Genomic DNA, 16,399 nt, shown 5'->3' with positions numbered 1-16,399 from the left:
CCATGCTCAAACCCATTCTTCTGGTCGAAGACAATCCGCACGACCTCGAACTGACGCTCATCGCGTTGTCGAAGAGCCAGTTGGCCAATGAAGTCGTGGTCGTGCGCGACGGCGCCGAGGCGCTCGACTACCTGCACCGGCGCGGCGAGTTCGCCGACCGCCAGCTGGGCAGCCCGGCCGTGATCCTGCTCGACCTCAAGCTGCCCAAGGTCGACGGCCTCGAGGTGCTCAAGGAAATCCGCAACACCGATGGCCTCAAGCCGGTGCCGGTGGTGATGCTGACCTCGTCCAAGGAAGAGCAGGATGTGGTGCGCAGCTATGCGCTGGGCGTGAATGCCTATGTGGTCAAGCCGGTGGACTTCAATGAATTCGTGCGCGCGATCGCCGATCTTGGCATCTTCTGGGCGGTGCTGAACGAACCGCCGCCAGGCTCGCACCGCTACATCAAGCCGAAATGAGTCGCGCTTGACGGCTTGCCGGCGGCGCGCCTGGCGCGCCGCAGCAGGTGACGGATGCGCGCGCTCAGCGCTTCCGGATGGTAGGGTTTCTGCAGCAAATGGACCGATGCGTCCAGTTTTCCTTCATGGGTCAGCACGCCCTCGGCATAGCCCGAGGTGTACAGCACTTCGCATTCCGGCAGCTTGCTGCGCACGATCTCGCCCAGTTGCAGGCTGGTGAGCGGCCCCGGCATCACCACGTCGGTGAACACCAGGTCGATGTGACGCCCCTGTTCGATGATCGCCGCTGCCTGCGCGGCGTCCTCCGCCTCCAGCACGTCGTAACCGAGCGCGGACAGGATGCCGCAGGTCGACGAGCGCACGTCTTCTTCGTCCTCGACTACCAGGATGGTTTCCAGGCCCCCGGCCAGCGGCAGGTGGTAAGGATGCTCGCTGGCCACCTGCGGCGCTGCACTGCTGCGCGGCAGATAGATACGCACGCTGGTGCCCTTGCCTGCCTGGCTGCGCAGTGCGATCTCACCGCCTGACTGCTTGACGAAGCCGTAGGCCATCGACAGGCCCAGGCCAGTGCCCTGCCCGGTCGGCTTGGTGGTGAAAAATGGCTCGAACGCGCGCGCCATCACCTCGGGCGGCATGCCCTTGCCAGTGTCGGCGATCTCGATCATCACGAAGTCGTCGGATGCCACTTCCGCCGGCCGTTCGTCGCCCGGGCCGATATTGGTGGCGCGAATGGTCAGGGTACCGCCTTCAGGCATCGCATCGCGCGCATTGATGACCAGATTAAGCAGCACATTATTGAGCTGGTTCGGGTCGATCACCGTGCTGCCAAGGTCAGCAGCGATCTCGCTGCGGACAAAGGTATTGGCGTCCAGCAGGCGGCGCGCCATATCGTCGAGCTCGCGCAGCAGATGGCCGGGATCGATCACGATCGACTGCAAGGGCTGCCGGCGCGCAAAGGCGAGCAGGTGCGACGCGAGCTTGGCGCCGCGTTCGACGCCGGCCAGCGCCATCTCGACCCGCGAGCGCCCCGCATCGCTCAGGCCGCCAACCATCCTGAGCAGTTGCAGATTGCCGCCGATGATCTGCAGCACATTGTTGAAGTCGTGGGCGACGCCGCCGGTGAGCTGGCCGATCGCCTCCATTTTCTGCGCCTGCTGCAGGGCCGACTGGCTGGCGGCCAGCTCTTCCTGGCTGCGGCGCAGCGAGGCGAAGGCCTGGTCGCGCTCGCGCCGGGCGATGCAGGCGCCGCTGTGGTGGCGCACGCGCGCCACCAGCTCGCGCGGATCGGGCCACTTGACCATATAGTCGCTGGCGCCGATGGCGAAGGCCTTGGCCTTGATGTCGGGATCGTCCTCGGACGAGAGCAGGATGACGGGAATGTCGTGGGTATCCGGATGCGCGCGCAAGCTGGCGATCACGTCGAAGCCATCGACTCCACCCGGCATGCGCAGGTCGACGATGACGACGGTCGCATCGACCTGGCGCGCCACGTCGACGGCGCGCGACGAGTCCGATTCATACACGAGTTGATGACCGACGCAACCTTTCAGACCGTGCGCGATGATGTCCTGAGCAAAGGACTCATCGTCAATCAACAACACGGAGCAGCGGGTCGAGTCGTCTTCAATCATGCAACTGTGTCGCTTTCAGGTTAAAGAGGGAATGTATTGCACAAAAATCAAGCGCAAATTTTACACGTTTACTATTTTACACAAGGCGCACACGCATTTCTCCATTGAAATTATCGGGTCAAGACTTGTGCAACGCGTTCTAGCGCACCATATCGCAATCGATAAGCAAACACAACCCGGAGCAGGATGTGATCGACAACTGTTGCCCTCTGTGCGGACGGCCTCTCGGGACTGCCAATATCGACCGCCACCACCTGGTCCCGAAGACCTTCAAGGGCAAGGAACAGTTCCCGATCCACAAGATCTGCCACCGCAAGATTCACTCTGCGCTGACCGAGCGCGAACTGCTGCGGCAGTATCACACCTGGGACGCGCTGCGTGGGCACGAGGACATCGCCGCCTTCATCGGCTGGGTGGCAAACAAGCCGCCCGAGTTCTACACCCGTACTTACACATCCAACAAGAAGAAGAGCCGCTGAGCGATAGGCTCGCGACAACTTTCGCGCGCACCCACAGTCCAAGGTGGATTGGGGAGGGACGATGGAAATCGACTGGGTCAATTTCACGCCATGGTCGGCGCTGGCCGGCGGGTTGCTGATCGGCGTGGCAGCCGGCGGCCTGTTGCTGTTCAACGGCCGCATCGCCGGCGTCAGCGGGATTCTCGGCGGGCTGCTGCATCCGGCACATGGCGAGACCGGCTGGCGCATGGCGTTCCTCGCGGGCCTGGCCTGCGCTCCCCTGCTCCATGGCCTGGTTGCCTCGCCGCCCCACGTCGAGGTCGATGCGGGCTGGCTTGCCCTGATCGCGTCCGGCCTGCTGGTCGGCATTGGCACCCGCTACCTGGTGGGCAGCCTGGTGTTCGGCGGCGGCTGGGGACTGGCCGGGTATTGCCCCGGGCCGGCGGTGGCGTCGATCCTGGTCGGCGGCATCAAGCCGTTGCTGTTCTTCGTGGCGATGGTGGTGGGGATGGGCGTCTACGAATTACTTCAACGGCACGGGGCTCAGCGCGCGGCGGCGTGAGTGGCGCCACAAAAGCAAAAAGGGCCGCATTCGCATGCGGCCCTTCTCTTGTTCTGGCTCCCCGACCTGGACTCGAACCAGGGACCTGCGGATTAACAGTCCGTCGCTCTACCAACTGAGCTATCAGGGAATTGAGGCAATATTATAGCCGTTCGATTGCAGTTTGACCAGCGTCTCTTGTGAATCGATGCCACTACGCGATCCTGCGCCTCCCGCTTTGCTATAGTTTCGGCTTCGCCGCCACCTGCGGCCTGCCACCTCTATCAGACAGATCATGACCACTTCCCGCACCCTCGGCACCCCGCTCTCCCTTGTCGCAACCAAAGTCATGCTGCTCGGCTCCGGCGAGCTGGGCAAGGAAGTGATCATCGCCCTGCAGCGCCTGGGCGTCGAAGTGATCGCCGTCGACCGCTACCCGAACGCGCCCGGCCATCAGGTGGCGCACCGCGCCCACGTGATCGACATGACGGACGGCGCCGCATTGGAGGCCCTGATCGAGCGCGAGCGCCCCGATCTGGTGGTGCCCGAGATCGAGGCGATCGCCACCGACAAGCTGGCAGAACTCGAAGCCGCGGGCCGCATCACCTGCATCCCCACCGCCCGCGCGGCCCAGCTGACCATGAACCGCGAAGGCATCCGCCGCCTGGCGGCCGAGGAACTGGGCCTGGCGACCTCGCCCTACCGTTTCGCCAGCAGCCTGGCCGAGTTGCAGGACGCCTGCGAAGCGGTCGGCTTCCCTTGCGTGGTGAAACCGGTGATGTCGTCGTCGGGCAAGGGCCAGTCGAAGCTCGACGCCGCCGCCGACGTGCAGGCCGCGTGGGACTACGCCGCCGCGGGCGGACGGGTCGACGCCGGCCGCGTGATCGCCGAAGGCTTCATCGACTTCGACTACGAGATCACCCTGCTGACGGTGCGTTCGCTGGGGGCCGACGGCAAGATCGAAACGAGCTTCTGCGAACCGATCGGCCACAAGCAGGTGCAGGGAGACTACGTCGAATCGTGGCAGCCGCACCCGATGCAGCCGCTGGCGCTCGAGCGGGCGCGCGACATCGCGAGCAAGGTCACCGCCAACCTGGGCGGGCTGGGCGTGTTCGGCGTCGAGCTGTTCGTCAAGGGCGATATGGTGTGGTTCTCGGAAGTGAGCCCGCGTCCGCACGACACCGGCATGGTGACGATGGCGAGCCAGTTGCAGAGCGAATTCGAACTGCACGCGAAAGCCATCCTCGGCCTGCCGGTGAACCCGGCATTGCGCGCCCCTGGCGCCTCCGCCGTGATCTATGGCCAGCTGGACGAAGCCGGCATCGCCTTCGAGGGCGTGGCCGAGGCGCTGCGCGTGCCGGGCGCCGACCTGCGCCTGTTCGGCAAGCCGGAATCGTTCGCGCGCCGCCGCATGGGCGTGGCGCTGGCGAGCGCCGACGATGTCGAGACCGCGCGCCAGCGTGCGCTCGAGGCGGCGTCGAAGGTCAGGCCGGTGTCCGGCAAGCGCTGAAGCCCCCCTCCCTCAAGGACGACCGCCATGCATGAACAGCTTGCACTGCTCATCATCGATATGCAGAACGCGATGTGCAGCCAAACCCTTCCACCCCGCAACAATCCGGCGGCGGAAGACAATATCGCACTCCTCCAGCTCGCCTGGCGCAATGCGGGCCAGCCGCTGGTCTTCGTGCGGCACATCAGCCGTTCGCCGACGTCCGTGTTCGCGCCTGGCCAGCATGGGGCGACGCACCAGGAGCGCTTCCTGCCGCAGCCGCATGAACACGTCGTCGAGAAGAACGTGCCCGACGCCTTCATCAACACCGGGCTCGAGCGATGGCTACACGCACGGGGTTTGCGCCGCCTCGTGATCGCCGGGGTCAGCACCAACAATTCGGTCGAGGCGACGGCGCGCACGGCGGGCAACCTGGGCTTCGACGTCGTGGTCGTGTCCGATGCCTGCTTCACCTTCGACAAGCAGGATTTCGGCGGCACGTGGCGCAGCGCCGAAGAGGTGCACCTGATGGCGCTGGCCAACCTTCATGACGAGTATGCAGAGGTGCGCAGCACGGACGAGGTACTGGCCACGCTGGCGCGCGGCTGATCCAGGCTACCAACGCAAAAAGGGCCGCATTCGCATGCGGCCCTTCTCAATTCTGGCTCCCCGACCTGGACTCGAACCAGGGACCTGCGGATTAACAGTCCGTCGCTCTACCAACTGAGCTATCAGGGAAAGGAGGCCGCATTATACCTGCTGTTTTCGATTTCGCAAGCATTCACGCGACGAAAAAACGTGAAACTAGGTTTTCGCCCGCGCGACCAGGCGCCTCAGGGCGTCCAGCACCAGCTCCGGCTCGGTCAGCTGCGGGAAGTGGGCGCTGCGCCGCGCCTCGATCCGCTCGCCCAGTGGTGACAAGGCCGCCAGCCCCAGCTGGGTACGCTCACGTTCGCGCACGAGGGCTGCAGGCACCATCCAGCGCGGCAGGCGCTTCGTGCCCGACAACACCGTCACCGGCACCGGCGGGAACGCGGGCGCCTCCTGGATGTCCTTCACAGTCTCGGCTTCATGCCGGATCTCGTCGAATCGATCGCGCGGCGATATGCGGTCGAGCAGATTGATGAAGCCGCGCTGCAACGGCGACTGGAATTGCTTGAGCGTGGTGACGTCGTCCGGCGCGGTCGCTTCCAGGAACAACACGCCGGCAACCTCGTCAGCGAAGGCGCGTGCGAACAGGTTGGCGTGCAGGCCGCCGAAGGAATGGCCGACCAGCACGAACGGCGGCTCGACGCCAGCCGTCTGCAATAGCAGGCGCAGCTGTGCCACCACGGTCTCGCCGTACTGCGCCTCGCGCGGCTTGGGGCTGCCGCCGACACCGGGCCGGTCATAGGCGAACACGGTGCCCAGCTGCTCGATCTCGGGATACAGCTTGTACCAACCATCAAGCGGGCCGCCCGCGCCATTGATCAGCACGATCGACGGCTTGCCCTGCCCCGACTTCATCAGGCGGAACATCTGCCCCTCGATCAGGGTGGCATGGCTTTTCGGAAGGTGCTTCACGCGGGTATCTCCTATGGTGCCCGACAGCGCCAATCATGCACGCCGCAAAACGAAAAAGGCCGCATCCTCAGATGCGGCCTCTTCTAATTCTGGCTCCCCGACCTGGACTCGAACCAGGGACCTGCGGATTAACAGTCCGTCGCTCTACCAACTGAGCTATCAGGGAATTGATGCTTGCATTATATGGCTGCTGAAACGTTTCTGTCAAATTTGCACAGATCGCAACCGCCACTCCTGCTGCTCTCCGCACACGCTGTAACGCTTGCGGAGAGCCGGGATTTTAGAGAACTTTGGCAACCGCGTCAACGACGCGATCGATATTGGTCGAGTTCAGCGCGGCGACGCAGATGCGACCGGTGTCCACGGCGTAGATCGATTCGTTGCGCAGCTTGCCCACTTGTTCCTTGGTCAGGCCCGAATACGAGAACATGCCGACCTGCTCGCGCACGAATTCGAAGTCGTGGCCCGGGGCCTTGGCCTTGAGCTTCTCGACCATCGCGCCGCGCATTTCGCGGATGCGCACGCGCATGCCGGCCAGTTCTTCTTCCCACAGTTTGCGCAGCTCAGGGGTCGACAGCACGGTCGCGACGACCTTGCCGCCATGGGTCGGCGGATTCGAGTAGTTGGTGCGCACCACGCGCTTGAGTTGCGACAGCACGCGGGCCGCCTCTTCGCCACTGGTGGCGACGATCGACAGCGCGCCGACGCGCTCGCCGTACAGCGAGAACGACTTCGAGAACGAGTTCGACACCAAGAGCGGCATGCCGGTCGCTGCGAAGCGGCGCACGACGGCGCCGTCTTCGTCGATGCCGTTGGCGAAGCCCTGGTAGGCCATGTCCAGGAATGGCACCAGGCCGCCCGACTGCACGGTGGCGATGACTTGATCCCACTGCGCTTGCGACAGGTCGGCGCCGGTCGGGTTGTGGCAGCAGGCGTGCAGCACGACGATCGCGCCGGCCGGCATGGCCTTGAGCGCGGCCAGCATGCCGTCGAAGTTCACGCCGCGGGTGGCCGCGTCGTAATAGGCATAGTTATGGACGGTGAAGCCGGCGCTTTCGAACAGCGCGCGGTGGTTTTCCCAGCTCGGATCGCTGATATACACGTCGGACGATGGCAGGAAACGCTTGAGGAAGTCGGCGCCGATCTTGAGCGCGCCGGTGCCGCCCAGGGCTTGCACGGTGATCGCACGCTTCTCTTGAATTACGTCGCTATCGGCACCAAATACCAGCTCTTGCACCGCCTTGTCGTAGGCCGCCAGGCCATCGATCGGCAGGTAGGTGCGCGGCGCAGGCTGCTCCATCAGCTTCGCTTCCGCTTTCTGTACGCATTCCAACAGTGGCACCTTGCCGTTATTGTCATAATAGACGCCCACGCCGAGGTTGATCTTGGCAGGGTTGGTGTCGGCATTGAAGGCTTCGGTGATGCCCAGGATCGGGTCACGCGGGGCCATTTCAATGGCGCCGAAGAGGCTGGCAGAGGCGGTGGAAGTCATCGTGATAAACTCGGTTTTCGGCTGGGTTGGCAGCGGTGGGGTTAGTAATTGTATAGACAGCGGCCCTTGTAGGTGCAAGGCCGCGGGCGGATTCTCATTCTAACAAAGGTCTGTAAGCATGGCTGATTTATCCATCGCAACTTCGCCGGAACCGACGGTCATCACCTTCCCGGATTCCCCTTTCAAGTTGCATCAACCGTTCGAGCCGGCGGGCGACCAGCCGACCGCGATCGCGGGGCTGATCGAAGGCATCAACGATGGCCTGTCGTACCAGACGCTGCTTGGCGTGACGGGCTCGGGCAAGACGTACACGATGGCCAATGTGATCGCGCGCGCCGGCCGTCCGGCGATCGTGTTCGCACCCAACAAGACGCTGGCGGCCCAGCTGTATTCGGAGTTCCGAGAATTCTTCCCGCAGAACGCGGTCGAGTATTTCGTCTCGTACTACGATTACTACCAGCCCGAGGCCTATGTGCCGCAGCGCGACCTGTTCATCGAAAAGGACTCGTCGATCAACGAACACATCGAGCAGATGCGCCTGTCGTGCACCAAGTCGCTGATGGAACGGCGCGACGTGGTCATCGTGGCCACCGTGTCGGCGATCTACGGTATCGGTAATCCGAACGAATACCACAAGATGATCCTCACCCTGCGCCACAAGGATAAAGTGGCGCAGCGCGACATCATCGCGCGCCTGATCCAGATGCAGTACACCCGCAACGAGATGGATTTCTCGCGCGGATCGTTCCGTGTGCGCGGCGACACCATCGACATCTTCCCGGCCGAGCATGCCGAGCTGGCGATCCGCGTCGAGATGTTCGACGACGAGATCGAATCGCTGCAGCTGTTCGACCCGCTGACCGGCCGCGTGCGCCAGAAGATCCCGCGCTTTACCGTGTATCCGGGCTCGCACTACGTCACGCCGCGCAGCACCGTGCTGCGCGCGGTCGAATCGATCAAGGCCGAGCTGCGCGACCGCCTGGAGGAATTCCGTCAGCAAAACAAACTCATCGAAGAACAGCGCCTCGAGCAGCGCACCCGCTTCGACCTCGAGATGATGGCCGAGATCGGCTTTACCAAGGGCATCGAGAACTACTCGCGCCACCTGTCCGGCGCGATGCCGGGCGAGCCGCCGCCGACCCTGATCGACTACCTGCCGAAGGACGCGCTGATGTTCATGGACGAGTCGCACGTGATGATCGGCCAGCTCAACGCGATGTACAGCGGCGACCGTTCGCGCAAGACCAACCTGGTCGACTATGGCTTCCGCCTGCCGTCTGCGCTGGACAACCGGCCATTGAAATTCCAGGAATTCGAGAGCAAGGCGCGCCAGACGATCTTTGTCTCGGCTACGCCGGCCGAGTACGAGAAGGGCAAGGCCGACAATGTGGTCGAGCAGGTGGTGCGCCCCACCGGCCTGGTCGACCCGCAGATCATCGTGCGCCCTGCCCTGTCGCAGGTCGACGACCTGATGAGCGAGATCAACGACCGCGTCGCCAAGGACGAGCGCGTGCTGGTGACCACGTTGACCAAGCGCATGGCCGAACAGCTCACCGAATACCTGGGCGACCACGGCATCAAGGTGCGCTACCTGCACAGCGACATCGACACGGTCGAGCGCGTGGAAATCCTGCGCGACCTGCGCCTGGGCACCTTCGACGTGCTGGTCGGGATCAACCTGCTGCGCGAGGGCCTGGACTTGCCCGAGGTATCGCTGGTGGCGGTGCTCGATGCAGATAAAGAGGGCTTCCTGCGCTCCGAACGTTCGCTGATCCAGACCATCGGCCGCGCGGCGCGTAACCTCAACGGCGTGGCGATCCTGTACGGCGACCAGATCACCGATTCGATGCGGCGCGCGATCGACGAAACCGAACGCCGCCGCGCCAAGCAGATCGCCTTCAACGAGGCCAATGGCATCACGCCGAGGGGCGTGCACAAGAAGATCAAGGAAATGATCGACGGCGTGTACAGCAACGCCGCGCAGAAGGCCATGGTCGAGGGCGTGCACGACGACGCAGCGACGGCCAAGGTCGAGTCGATGAGCGAGAAGCAGATCAGCAAGGAGATCAAGCGCCTCGAGAAGCTCATGGTCGACCATGCCAAGAACCTCGAGTTCGAAAAGGCGGCGCAGGTGCGCGATCAGCTGCATGTGCTCAAGCAGCAGGCGTTCGGGGCGCCGGGGGCGGATAATGTGGTGTCGATGTTGGGCAAGTAATCTTGCTATCAGCCTGAAATCAGCCGTCGTTCCCGCGCTCGCCGGGCGCCTTGGCGGGAACCTAAGCTTGCTCGCTACGAGGCAACGTTTTCATGTAGCGGAAACTCAAACGACTTAGGTTTCCCGCCTCCGCGGGAACGACGTTTTTGGGCTGCGGACAGAATTACCTTCTCACGGTGCGGACGCCTTACGCTGCCACTCCCGCCAGCAACTCCAGCAGTTTCGCCAGGTCCGCCGGCTTGGCCATGTGATGATCGAATCCGGCATTGTGCGCGCGCTGCCGGTCTTCTTCCTGCCCATAACCCGTCAGCGCCACCAGCAGCGCCTGCGTGGTCTCGGGCATCGCCCGGAGCCGGCGCGCCAGTTCGTGGCCGTCGATGTCGGGTAGCCCGATATCGAGCAGGGCGACGTCCGGCGGCGCATGCAGCGCGCTGGCCAGCGCGCTGCGGCCATCGTAGGCGACGTCGACCTCATACCCGTTCATCTCCAGCAGCGTCCCCAGCATTTGGGCCGCGTCGACGTTGTCGTCGACCACCAGCACCCTCAGCCCGCGCGCGACGCGCGATTGCACGTCCAGCAGCGGCGTGCTCGCTTCCGGCGCCTCGGCCAGGTACGGCAGATACACCACGAACTCGCTGCCCTTGCCCAGCCCTTCGCTGTGCGCCTCCACCCGTCCGCCATGGAGCACGGCCAGGCTCTTGACCAGCGCCAGGCCGAGCCCAAGGCCGCCCTGCGAGCGGTCGGGCGTGCGCTCGGCCTGGATGAACAGGTCAAAAATGTAGGGCAGGATCGGTGGATCGATGCCCTGCCCGTTGTCGCGCACCGCCACCCGCACGCAACCCGAGTCGATGCGCGCGCCGAGCACGATGCATCCGCCCGGCGCCGTGTACTTGGCGGCGTTGTTGAGGATGTTCGAGACCACCTGGACCAGGCGCGTGCGGTCGCCCTCCACGCGCAGCGCGCCGGAGGCGATCTCGCAGTGCAGTTCGTGGCGACGCGCATCCATCAGCGGGCGCACCTGCTCCACCGCCGCGCCCACGATCTCGCGTACTTCCAGCGCCTCCCTGGTGATGGTCACCTGGCCGCGTGTCACGCGCGAGACGTCGAGCAGGTCGTTGACCAGGGACGTCATGTGCTGGGCCTGGCGCGCGATGATGTCGCTGGCGCGCTGGATGCCCGGCGCGTCCATCTGGCCGCGCTGCAGCAGCTGGGCGGCCGTCGTGATCGGCGCCAGCGGATTGCGCAGCTCATGCGCCAGCATCGCCAGGAACTGGTCCTTCTGGCGGTTGGCGGCGCGCAGCTCGTCCTCGATGCGCTTGCGCGCCGTGACGTCGCTGCCTTCGACGAAGATGCCGGAAACCTTGCCGTGCTGGTCATGGATCGGCTGGTAGACGAAGTCGATGAAGCGCTCTTCCAACGGCGCATCGCGGTCGCGCTGCACGCGCAGCGGCACCGCGTGGCCGACGAAAGGCTGGCCGGTCTGGTACACGTGGTCGAGCAGCTCGAAGAATCCCTGCCCCCGCACCTCGGGCAGCGCGTCGCGCGCAGCCTTGCCCACCAGCGCGCGGTGCCCAACCAGTTGCAGGTAGGAGCGGTTGGTGAGCTCGAACACGTGATCCGGCCCACGCAGCACGGCGATGATGCCGGGCGCCTGCTCGAACAAGGTCACCAGGCGCTCGTTCTCTTCTTCTCGGTAGCGCTGCGCCAGCACCTCGCCGGTCATCTCGACGCAGGCGCAGAACATGCCGGCCACGGTGCCGTCTTCGTCGCGCACGGGCGAGTACGAAAAGCGGAACCAGGTGTCTTCGTCGTAGCCGTGGCGGCGCATCCGCAGCGGCAGGCGGTCCATGTAGCTGGCCTCGCCCCTCAGGGCGCGCACGACCAGCGGGTGAATGTCATGCCAGATCTCGACCCAGACATCGTGGAAGCGTTTTCCAAGCGCGGCCGGATGCTTGTCGCCCAGGACCGAGATATAGGAGTCGTTGTACAGGAAGCCAAGCTCGCCGCCCCAGGCGACGAACATCGGGAACTTCGAGTTGAGCATCAGCCCGACCGTCGTGCGCAGCGCCTGCGGCCAGGTGCGCGGATGCCCCAGTGGGGAGGCCGACCAGTCGTGGGCGCGCATCATCGCGCCCATCATCCCTCCTCCACTGAGAAAGGGTAGCCATTCGGTCGGTGACGCGGATTCCTGATTCATTCGTGTGCCGGGAGTCGCGTACAGTTTACGCAATTGCAGTGTGCCAGATTTGTCCGGCGACTCCCGCACGGATGCCCGGAACAGGCTGCTTGCCGCTTAGAGCATGCGTGCGCACCGCCGCCTGCAGAGGCCGAGACAGCCGAGCGCAATGCCGATCAGCGACAAGGTTCCGGGCTCCGGGATCTGGCTGACCGCCAGCTCGACCGAGATGTCGTCGAAGAAAATTCCCGAAGGATCGTGGTAGCCGGATAACTGCAGGATCGTCGATGCCGATGTCGCCAGCAGGTTGCGGACGATGATCTGCGTGGACGGGCCGCCCGTCGTGATATCGGTGGACGTGTTCGTGGTCGGGAAGTTGTAGATGGCCGTGGCCAGCGCGTCTCCGAACATCACCTGTATTCCATTATCAAACTGAAATATCGGAAAGCCTCCCGGGCCGATCACGCCGTCCGCGTACAGCCAGAAGGTCAGATCGTAGCGCTGGCCGATCGTCGTCGGCAGGACCTGGGTGGCGAAACAGGAGAATTCAGGGCCGAAGCAGCCGGTACTGAGCGAGTTGACGCCGCTGTGCGCGCCGCGGCCGGCGTCGCCCAGAAACCAGCCTTCGGAGAGTTCCCACGTGCCGTCGTTCAGTTCAAAACTGCCGTCGCGGACAATATTGGCACTTGCCGGCACGGCGACTGCCAACGCCAGCAGAATTGCCGCGGCAACACGCATTACGGATTTCATCGAGACCTCCTCTGAGCACATCCGGGAGTAAACGATGATTGATTTTCGCGAGGACGATGTCAAGGAACGCCATCTGACGGGAGTCAATGCGGTGGCGAGTCCCGCACAGATGGCTTCAGGACGGCAGGACCCGCTCCTCAGTCGGCGCGCATGCGGCGCCTGCGCGCCAGCGCCAGTCCGCCCATTGCCAGGCCGAGCAGCGACAGCGTGCCCGGCTCCGGCACTTCGCCCGGCTCTTCGCCAGGCACTGCCTCGACCATGACGTTGTCGAGATAGATGCCGGCCGGGTTGTGGTAGCCGGCGAACTGCAGGACGGTCGATGCGGAAGTCGCCAGAATATTGCTGATAGTGATCAGCGTCGAAGGTCCACCGGGGTTGAAGCTCCCGCTCGTATTCGTCGTCGGGAAATTGATGATCGTCTGGACGATCTCGTCGCCGAACCAGACCCGCAAGCCGTTATCGAAATTCAACGCAACGTTGCCATTGCTGTCGACAACGCCGTCGGCGTACAACCAGAAGCTCAGATCGTAGCGCTGACCGGCGACAGTGGCCAGGGTCTGGCTGAGCGTGCAGCTGAAATTGCTGCCCATAGCGCAACCGGTACCCGCCGAGAAGCCGCCATCCTGCGTGCCGCGCACGTACCGGCTCCAGCTCTCGGTTTGCCATGCGCCCTCGCCGTCGAAGGCTTCGAAACTGCCGTCGACGACGATGTTGGCGCTGGCCGGTGCGATGACCGCGGCAGCCAGGACGAACGTGGCGGCAAGTTGTTTTGCGAATTTCATCTGACATCCCTTCAGAAATAGTTGGTCTAGTGTCCTCCCATCCAAAGGAAGATGCTTCTGCCTAAGCAAAAAGCACACCACGCCAATAATTTCCTTAGGAATCAAGCAACTAAAGTTGCGTCACACCTGACACTGCGATCTCTGTAAAGAAAACCGACAGTTACAACGACTGAACGAATTCGCGAATACCACCCAGCAGCATCTCTATCGACATCGCCGTCAGGATCAGGCCCATCAGGCGCTCGAAGGCGGTCATGACCTGCGGGCCGAGTTTCTGCTGCAGCTTCTCGGCGCTCAGGAACACCATCAGCCACACGATGCCCACGGCAGCCAGCGCGGCGACGTGCACCATCGTATCGGTAAAGCTGGTGGAAGAAAACAGCAGCACCGTCGCCAGCGCCGACGGACCGGCCAGCGCGGGAATCGCCAGCGGCACGATGAACGGCTCGCCGCCTTCGCTCTTGCCCAGCACGCCGTCCGGGTGCGGGAAGATCATCCGGATCGCGATCATCAACAGGATGACGGCGCCGCCGATGCGCAGCGCGACCGGGGAGAGGTGCAGCGCTTCGAGGAAATGCTTGCCGAAGAACATGAAAGTCAGCAGCAGCAGGAAGGCGATGCCGCACTCACGGATCACGATCTTGTTGCGGCGCTCGATCGGCGTGTCTTTCAGGGCCGCGGCGAACAGGGGAACGTTACCGAAGGGATCAGTGACGAGGATGAGCAGGATGAAGGTCTGGAAGAAGCTTTGGGTCATGGCTTGTTATTGTTGGGATGCCAAAAGTTTTGGTGACGCAATACTACCAGAGGCCCGAAACGACCTCGTCCCCGCGAAGGCGGGGACCCAAGCTCGCTTGCGCGGCCACTTCGCTTGAAGCAAGTGGTGCGCTGAAAAACTTGGGTCCCCGCCTGCGCGGGGACGACGGGCCGGCGGCTGCTAACTGGACAGCCGCAGCGGTCTGCTTACTTCTCGAATTTCTTCAGCCACGCCGCCAGCTGGTGCGGGCGCAGGCCGTCATACTCTTCGAACGGTTGATGAATCCACGGATTGTGCGGCAGATCGTCCAGGAAGTAATCCGGACGAATCGACGACGTGCCCTTGACCCAGATGACCGCCGATTTCACTTCGGTCACTTGCGGGTAGTTCTCGGTCAGGTGCTGGCTGACTTTACGCAGCGTCACGCCCGAATCGGCCAGATCGTCGACCAGCAGCACGCGGCCGGCCAGCGGACCCTTGGTCATGGTCATGTACTTCGAGATGTCCAGGTCGCCCTGCTTGGTGCCCGCTTCTTCGCGGTACGAGCTGGTCGACAGGATCGCCAGCGGTACGTCGAAGATGCGCGAGAACACGTCGCCCGGACGCACACCGCCGCGCGCCAGGCACAGCACCTGGTCGAACTTCCAGCCCGATTCATAGACCTGCAGCGCCAGGCGCTCGATCAGGCGGTGGTATTCATCCCAGGAGACCCACAGGTCTTTATCCGTCGATACGGGGGTATTCATCTTCTACTCCAGATTCTTCTTAGATTATGCTGCGAACGGGTGACGCAGGACGATGGTTTCTTCACGGTCCGGGCCGGTCGACACCATGTCGATCGGCACGCCAACCAGTTCTTCGATGCGCTTGATGTAGGCGCGGGCATTGGCCGGCAGCTCTTCCATCGACTTGGCGCCGACGGTGGTTTCGGTCCAGCCCGGCATTTCTTCGTACACCGGCTCGCACATGGCGGCTTCTTCGGCGCCGACCGGGAAGATGTCGACCTCGCGGCCGTCGATCTTGTAACCGGTGCAGAGCTTAAGGGACTCGATACCATCCAGCACGTCCAGCTTGGTCAGGCACATGCCCGACACGCCGTTGATCTGCACCGAGCGGCGCAGCAGCGCGGCGTCGAACCAGCCGCAACGACGGGCGCGGCCGGTCACGGTGCCGAATTCATGGCCGATGCGCGACAGGTGCTCGCCCACGCCTTCGTCGGTCGGCAGTTCGGCCGGGAACGGGCCCGATCCGACGCGGGTGGTGTAGGCCTTGGTGATGCCCAGGATGTAGTGCAGCATGTTCGGGCCGACGCCGGCGCCGGCGGCGGCATTGCCTGCCACGCAGTTCGACGAGGTGACGAACGGATAGGTGCCGTGGTCGACGTCGAGCAGCGAACCCTGCGCGCCTTCGAACAGCAGCTTGCCGCCGGCCTTGTGGGCAGCGTACAGCAGCGACGACACATCGGCGACCATCGGACGCAGGCGCGGCACGAGGGCCATCGCATCGTCATAGGTTTGCTGGAAGTCGATCGCTTCGCCGCCCAGGTAGTTGACCAGCACGTGGTTGTGGTAGTCCAGGTTTTCCTTGAGCTTCTCGGCGAAACGCTCCGCGTTGAGCAGGTCGGCGATACGGATCGCGCGACGCGCGACTTTATCTTCGTAGGCCGGGCCGATGCCCTTGCAGGTGGTGCCGATCTTGTTCTCGCCGCGCTTGGCTTCGCGCGCCTTGTCGATGGCGACGTGGTACGGCAGGATGATCGGGCAGGCCTCGGAGATCTTCAGGCGCGACACGACTTCGATGCCGGCAGCCTGCAGCTTGTCGATCTCGCGCATCACGTCCGGCACCGAGACCACGACGCCGTTGCCGATGTAGCAGGCCACGCCTTCGCGCATGATGCCCGATGGGATCAGCTGCAGCGCGGTCTTCTGGCCTTTGATGACCAGGGTGTGACCAGCGTTATGGCCGCCCTGGAAACGCACCACGCCGGCGGCGTGGTCGGTGAGCCAGTCGACGATCTTACCTTTGCCTTCATCGCCCCACTGGGTGCCGATGACAACGACGTTCTTTGCCACGTTAGTATTTGACAT

The 16,399-nt window shown here is 63.8% G+C and carries 15 protein-coding genes and 3 tRNA genes; 6 read left to right on the top strand and 12 right to left on the bottom strand.

Annotation, left to right across the window (positions count from 1 at the left end):
• Positions 1-2: 2 nt before the first annotated feature.
• On the top strand, positions 3-458 hold the full coding sequence (locus AC3A6F_RS06195; RefSeq protein WP_320476468.1) for a response regulator: 456 nt from the start codon (positions 3-5) through the stop codon (positions 456-458).
• Here AC3A6F_RS06195 and AC3A6F_RS06190 read toward each other — a convergent pair.
• Entirely contained in the window at positions 440-2,089 is a 1,650-nt protein-coding gene (locus AC3A6F_RS06190; protein ID WP_487679082.1) for a response regulator, read from the bottom strand. The two genes, AC3A6F_RS06195 and AC3A6F_RS06190, sit on opposite strands and share 19 nt — an antisense overlap.
• 188 nt (positions 2,090-2,277) lie before the next feature.
• On the opposite strand from AC3A6F_RS06190, the gene AC3A6F_RS06185 reads away from it, so the two are divergent.
• Complete coding sequence (locus AC3A6F_RS06185; protein ID WP_487679081.1) at positions 2,278-2,568, top strand: hypothetical protein; 291 nt, start codon at positions 2,278-2,280, stop codon at positions 2,566-2,568.
• Between the two features lie 61 nt (positions 2,569-2,629).
• Positions 2,630-3,109 (top strand): YeeE/YedE family protein, encoded by a 480-nt coding sequence (locus tag AC3A6F_RS06180; protein ID WP_487679080.1) that lies wholly within the window; start codon positions 2,630-2,632, stop codon positions 3,107-3,109.
• Between the two features lie 54 nt (positions 3,110-3,163).
• Here the strand turns inward: AC3A6F_RS06180 and AC3A6F_RS06175 are convergent.
• Positions 3,164-3,239 (bottom strand) — tRNA-Asn (locus tag AC3A6F_RS06175).
• A gap of 144 nt (positions 3,240-3,383) precedes the next feature.
• Between AC3A6F_RS06175 and purT the strand changes: the two genes are divergently transcribed.
• Positions 3,384-4,598, top strand: coding sequence for a formate-dependent phosphoribosylglycinamide formyltransferase (gene purT / locus AC3A6F_RS06170; protein ID WP_487679079.1), 1,215 nt, complete (start codon positions 3,384-3,386; stop codon positions 4,596-4,598).
• A 27-nt stretch (positions 4,599-4,625) separates the two neighbouring features.
• Positions 4,626-5,186, top strand: a complete 561-nt coding sequence (locus AC3A6F_RS06165; protein WP_487679078.1) for a cysteine hydrolase family protein — start codon at positions 4,626-4,628, stop codon at positions 5,184-5,186.
• A gap of 53 nt (positions 5,187-5,239) precedes the next feature.
• Here AC3A6F_RS06165 and AC3A6F_RS06160 read toward each other — a convergent pair.
• From AC3A6F_RS06160 to AC3A6F_RS06145, 4 genes are all read right to left on the bottom strand, one after another.
• Positions 5,240-5,315 (bottom strand) — tRNA-Asn (locus AC3A6F_RS06160).
• 66 nt (positions 5,316-5,381) lie between these two features.
• Complete coding sequence (locus AC3A6F_RS06155) at positions 5,382-6,140, bottom strand: alpha/beta fold hydrolase (RefSeq protein WP_487679077.1); 759 nt, start codon at positions 6,138-6,140, stop codon at positions 5,382-5,384.
• A 90-nt stretch (positions 6,141-6,230) separates the two neighbouring features.
• Positions 6,231-6,306: transfer RNA gene (locus tag AC3A6F_RS06150), tRNA-Asn, on the bottom strand.
• A gap of 114 nt (positions 6,307-6,420) precedes the next feature.
• The gene (locus tag AC3A6F_RS06145; RefSeq protein WP_487679076.1) at positions 6,421-7,632 is read right to left on the bottom strand and encodes an amino acid aminotransferase; all 1,212 of its coding nucleotides are present in this window, start codon (positions 7,630-7,632) and stop codon (positions 6,421-6,423) included.
• Positions 7,633-7,750: 118 nt separating this feature from the next.
• Here AC3A6F_RS06145 and uvrB point away from each other — a divergent pair, with 118 nt between their 5' ends.
• Entirely contained in the window at positions 7,751-9,847 is a 2,097-nt protein-coding gene (gene uvrB / locus AC3A6F_RS06140) for an excinuclease ABC subunit UvrB (protein WP_487679075.1), read from the top strand.
• A gap of 187 nt (positions 9,848-10,034) precedes the next feature.
• On the opposite strand, the gene AC3A6F_RS06135 is transcribed toward uvrB, so the two are convergent.
• The 6 genes from AC3A6F_RS06135 to AC3A6F_RS06110 form a co-directional block, all read right to left on the bottom strand.
• On the bottom strand, positions 10,035-11,987 hold the full coding sequence (locus AC3A6F_RS06135; RefSeq protein ID WP_487679074.1) for a hybrid sensor histidine kinase/response regulator: 1,953 nt from the start codon (positions 11,985-11,987) through the stop codon (positions 10,035-10,037).
• Positions 11,988-12,140: 153 nt separating this feature from the next.
• The gene (locus AC3A6F_RS06130) at positions 12,141-12,773 is read right to left on the bottom strand and encodes a PEP-CTERM sorting domain-containing protein (RefSeq protein ID WP_487679073.1); all 633 of its coding nucleotides are present in this window, start codon (positions 12,771-12,773) and stop codon (positions 12,141-12,143) included.
• 137 nt (positions 12,774-12,910) lie between these two features.
• Positions 12,911-13,555, bottom strand: coding sequence for a PEP-CTERM sorting domain-containing protein (locus tag AC3A6F_RS06125; RefSeq protein ID WP_487679072.1), 645 nt, complete (start codon positions 13,553-13,555; stop codon positions 12,911-12,913).
• A 160-nt stretch (positions 13,556-13,715) separates the two neighbouring features.
• On the bottom strand, positions 13,716-14,312 hold the full coding sequence (locus AC3A6F_RS06120) for a MarC family protein (protein ID WP_123071965.1): 597 nt from the start codon (positions 14,310-14,312) through the stop codon (positions 13,716-13,718).
• A gap of 206 nt (positions 14,313-14,518) precedes the next feature.
• On the bottom strand, positions 14,519-15,058 hold the full coding sequence (locus AC3A6F_RS06115; RefSeq protein WP_123071966.1) for a phosphoribosyltransferase: 540 nt from the start codon (positions 15,056-15,058) through the stop codon (positions 14,519-14,521).
• A gap of 24 nt (positions 15,059-15,082) precedes the next feature.
• Entirely contained in the window at positions 15,083-16,399 is a 1,317-nt protein-coding gene (locus AC3A6F_RS06110) for an adenylosuccinate synthase (protein WP_487679071.1), read from the bottom strand.

It is taken from the genome of Massilia sp. Soil_C_3 (assembly GCF_057657035.1).
Note: the sequence above shows the minus strand (reverse complement) of the source record. Positions and strands in the feature narration are given on the sequence as shown.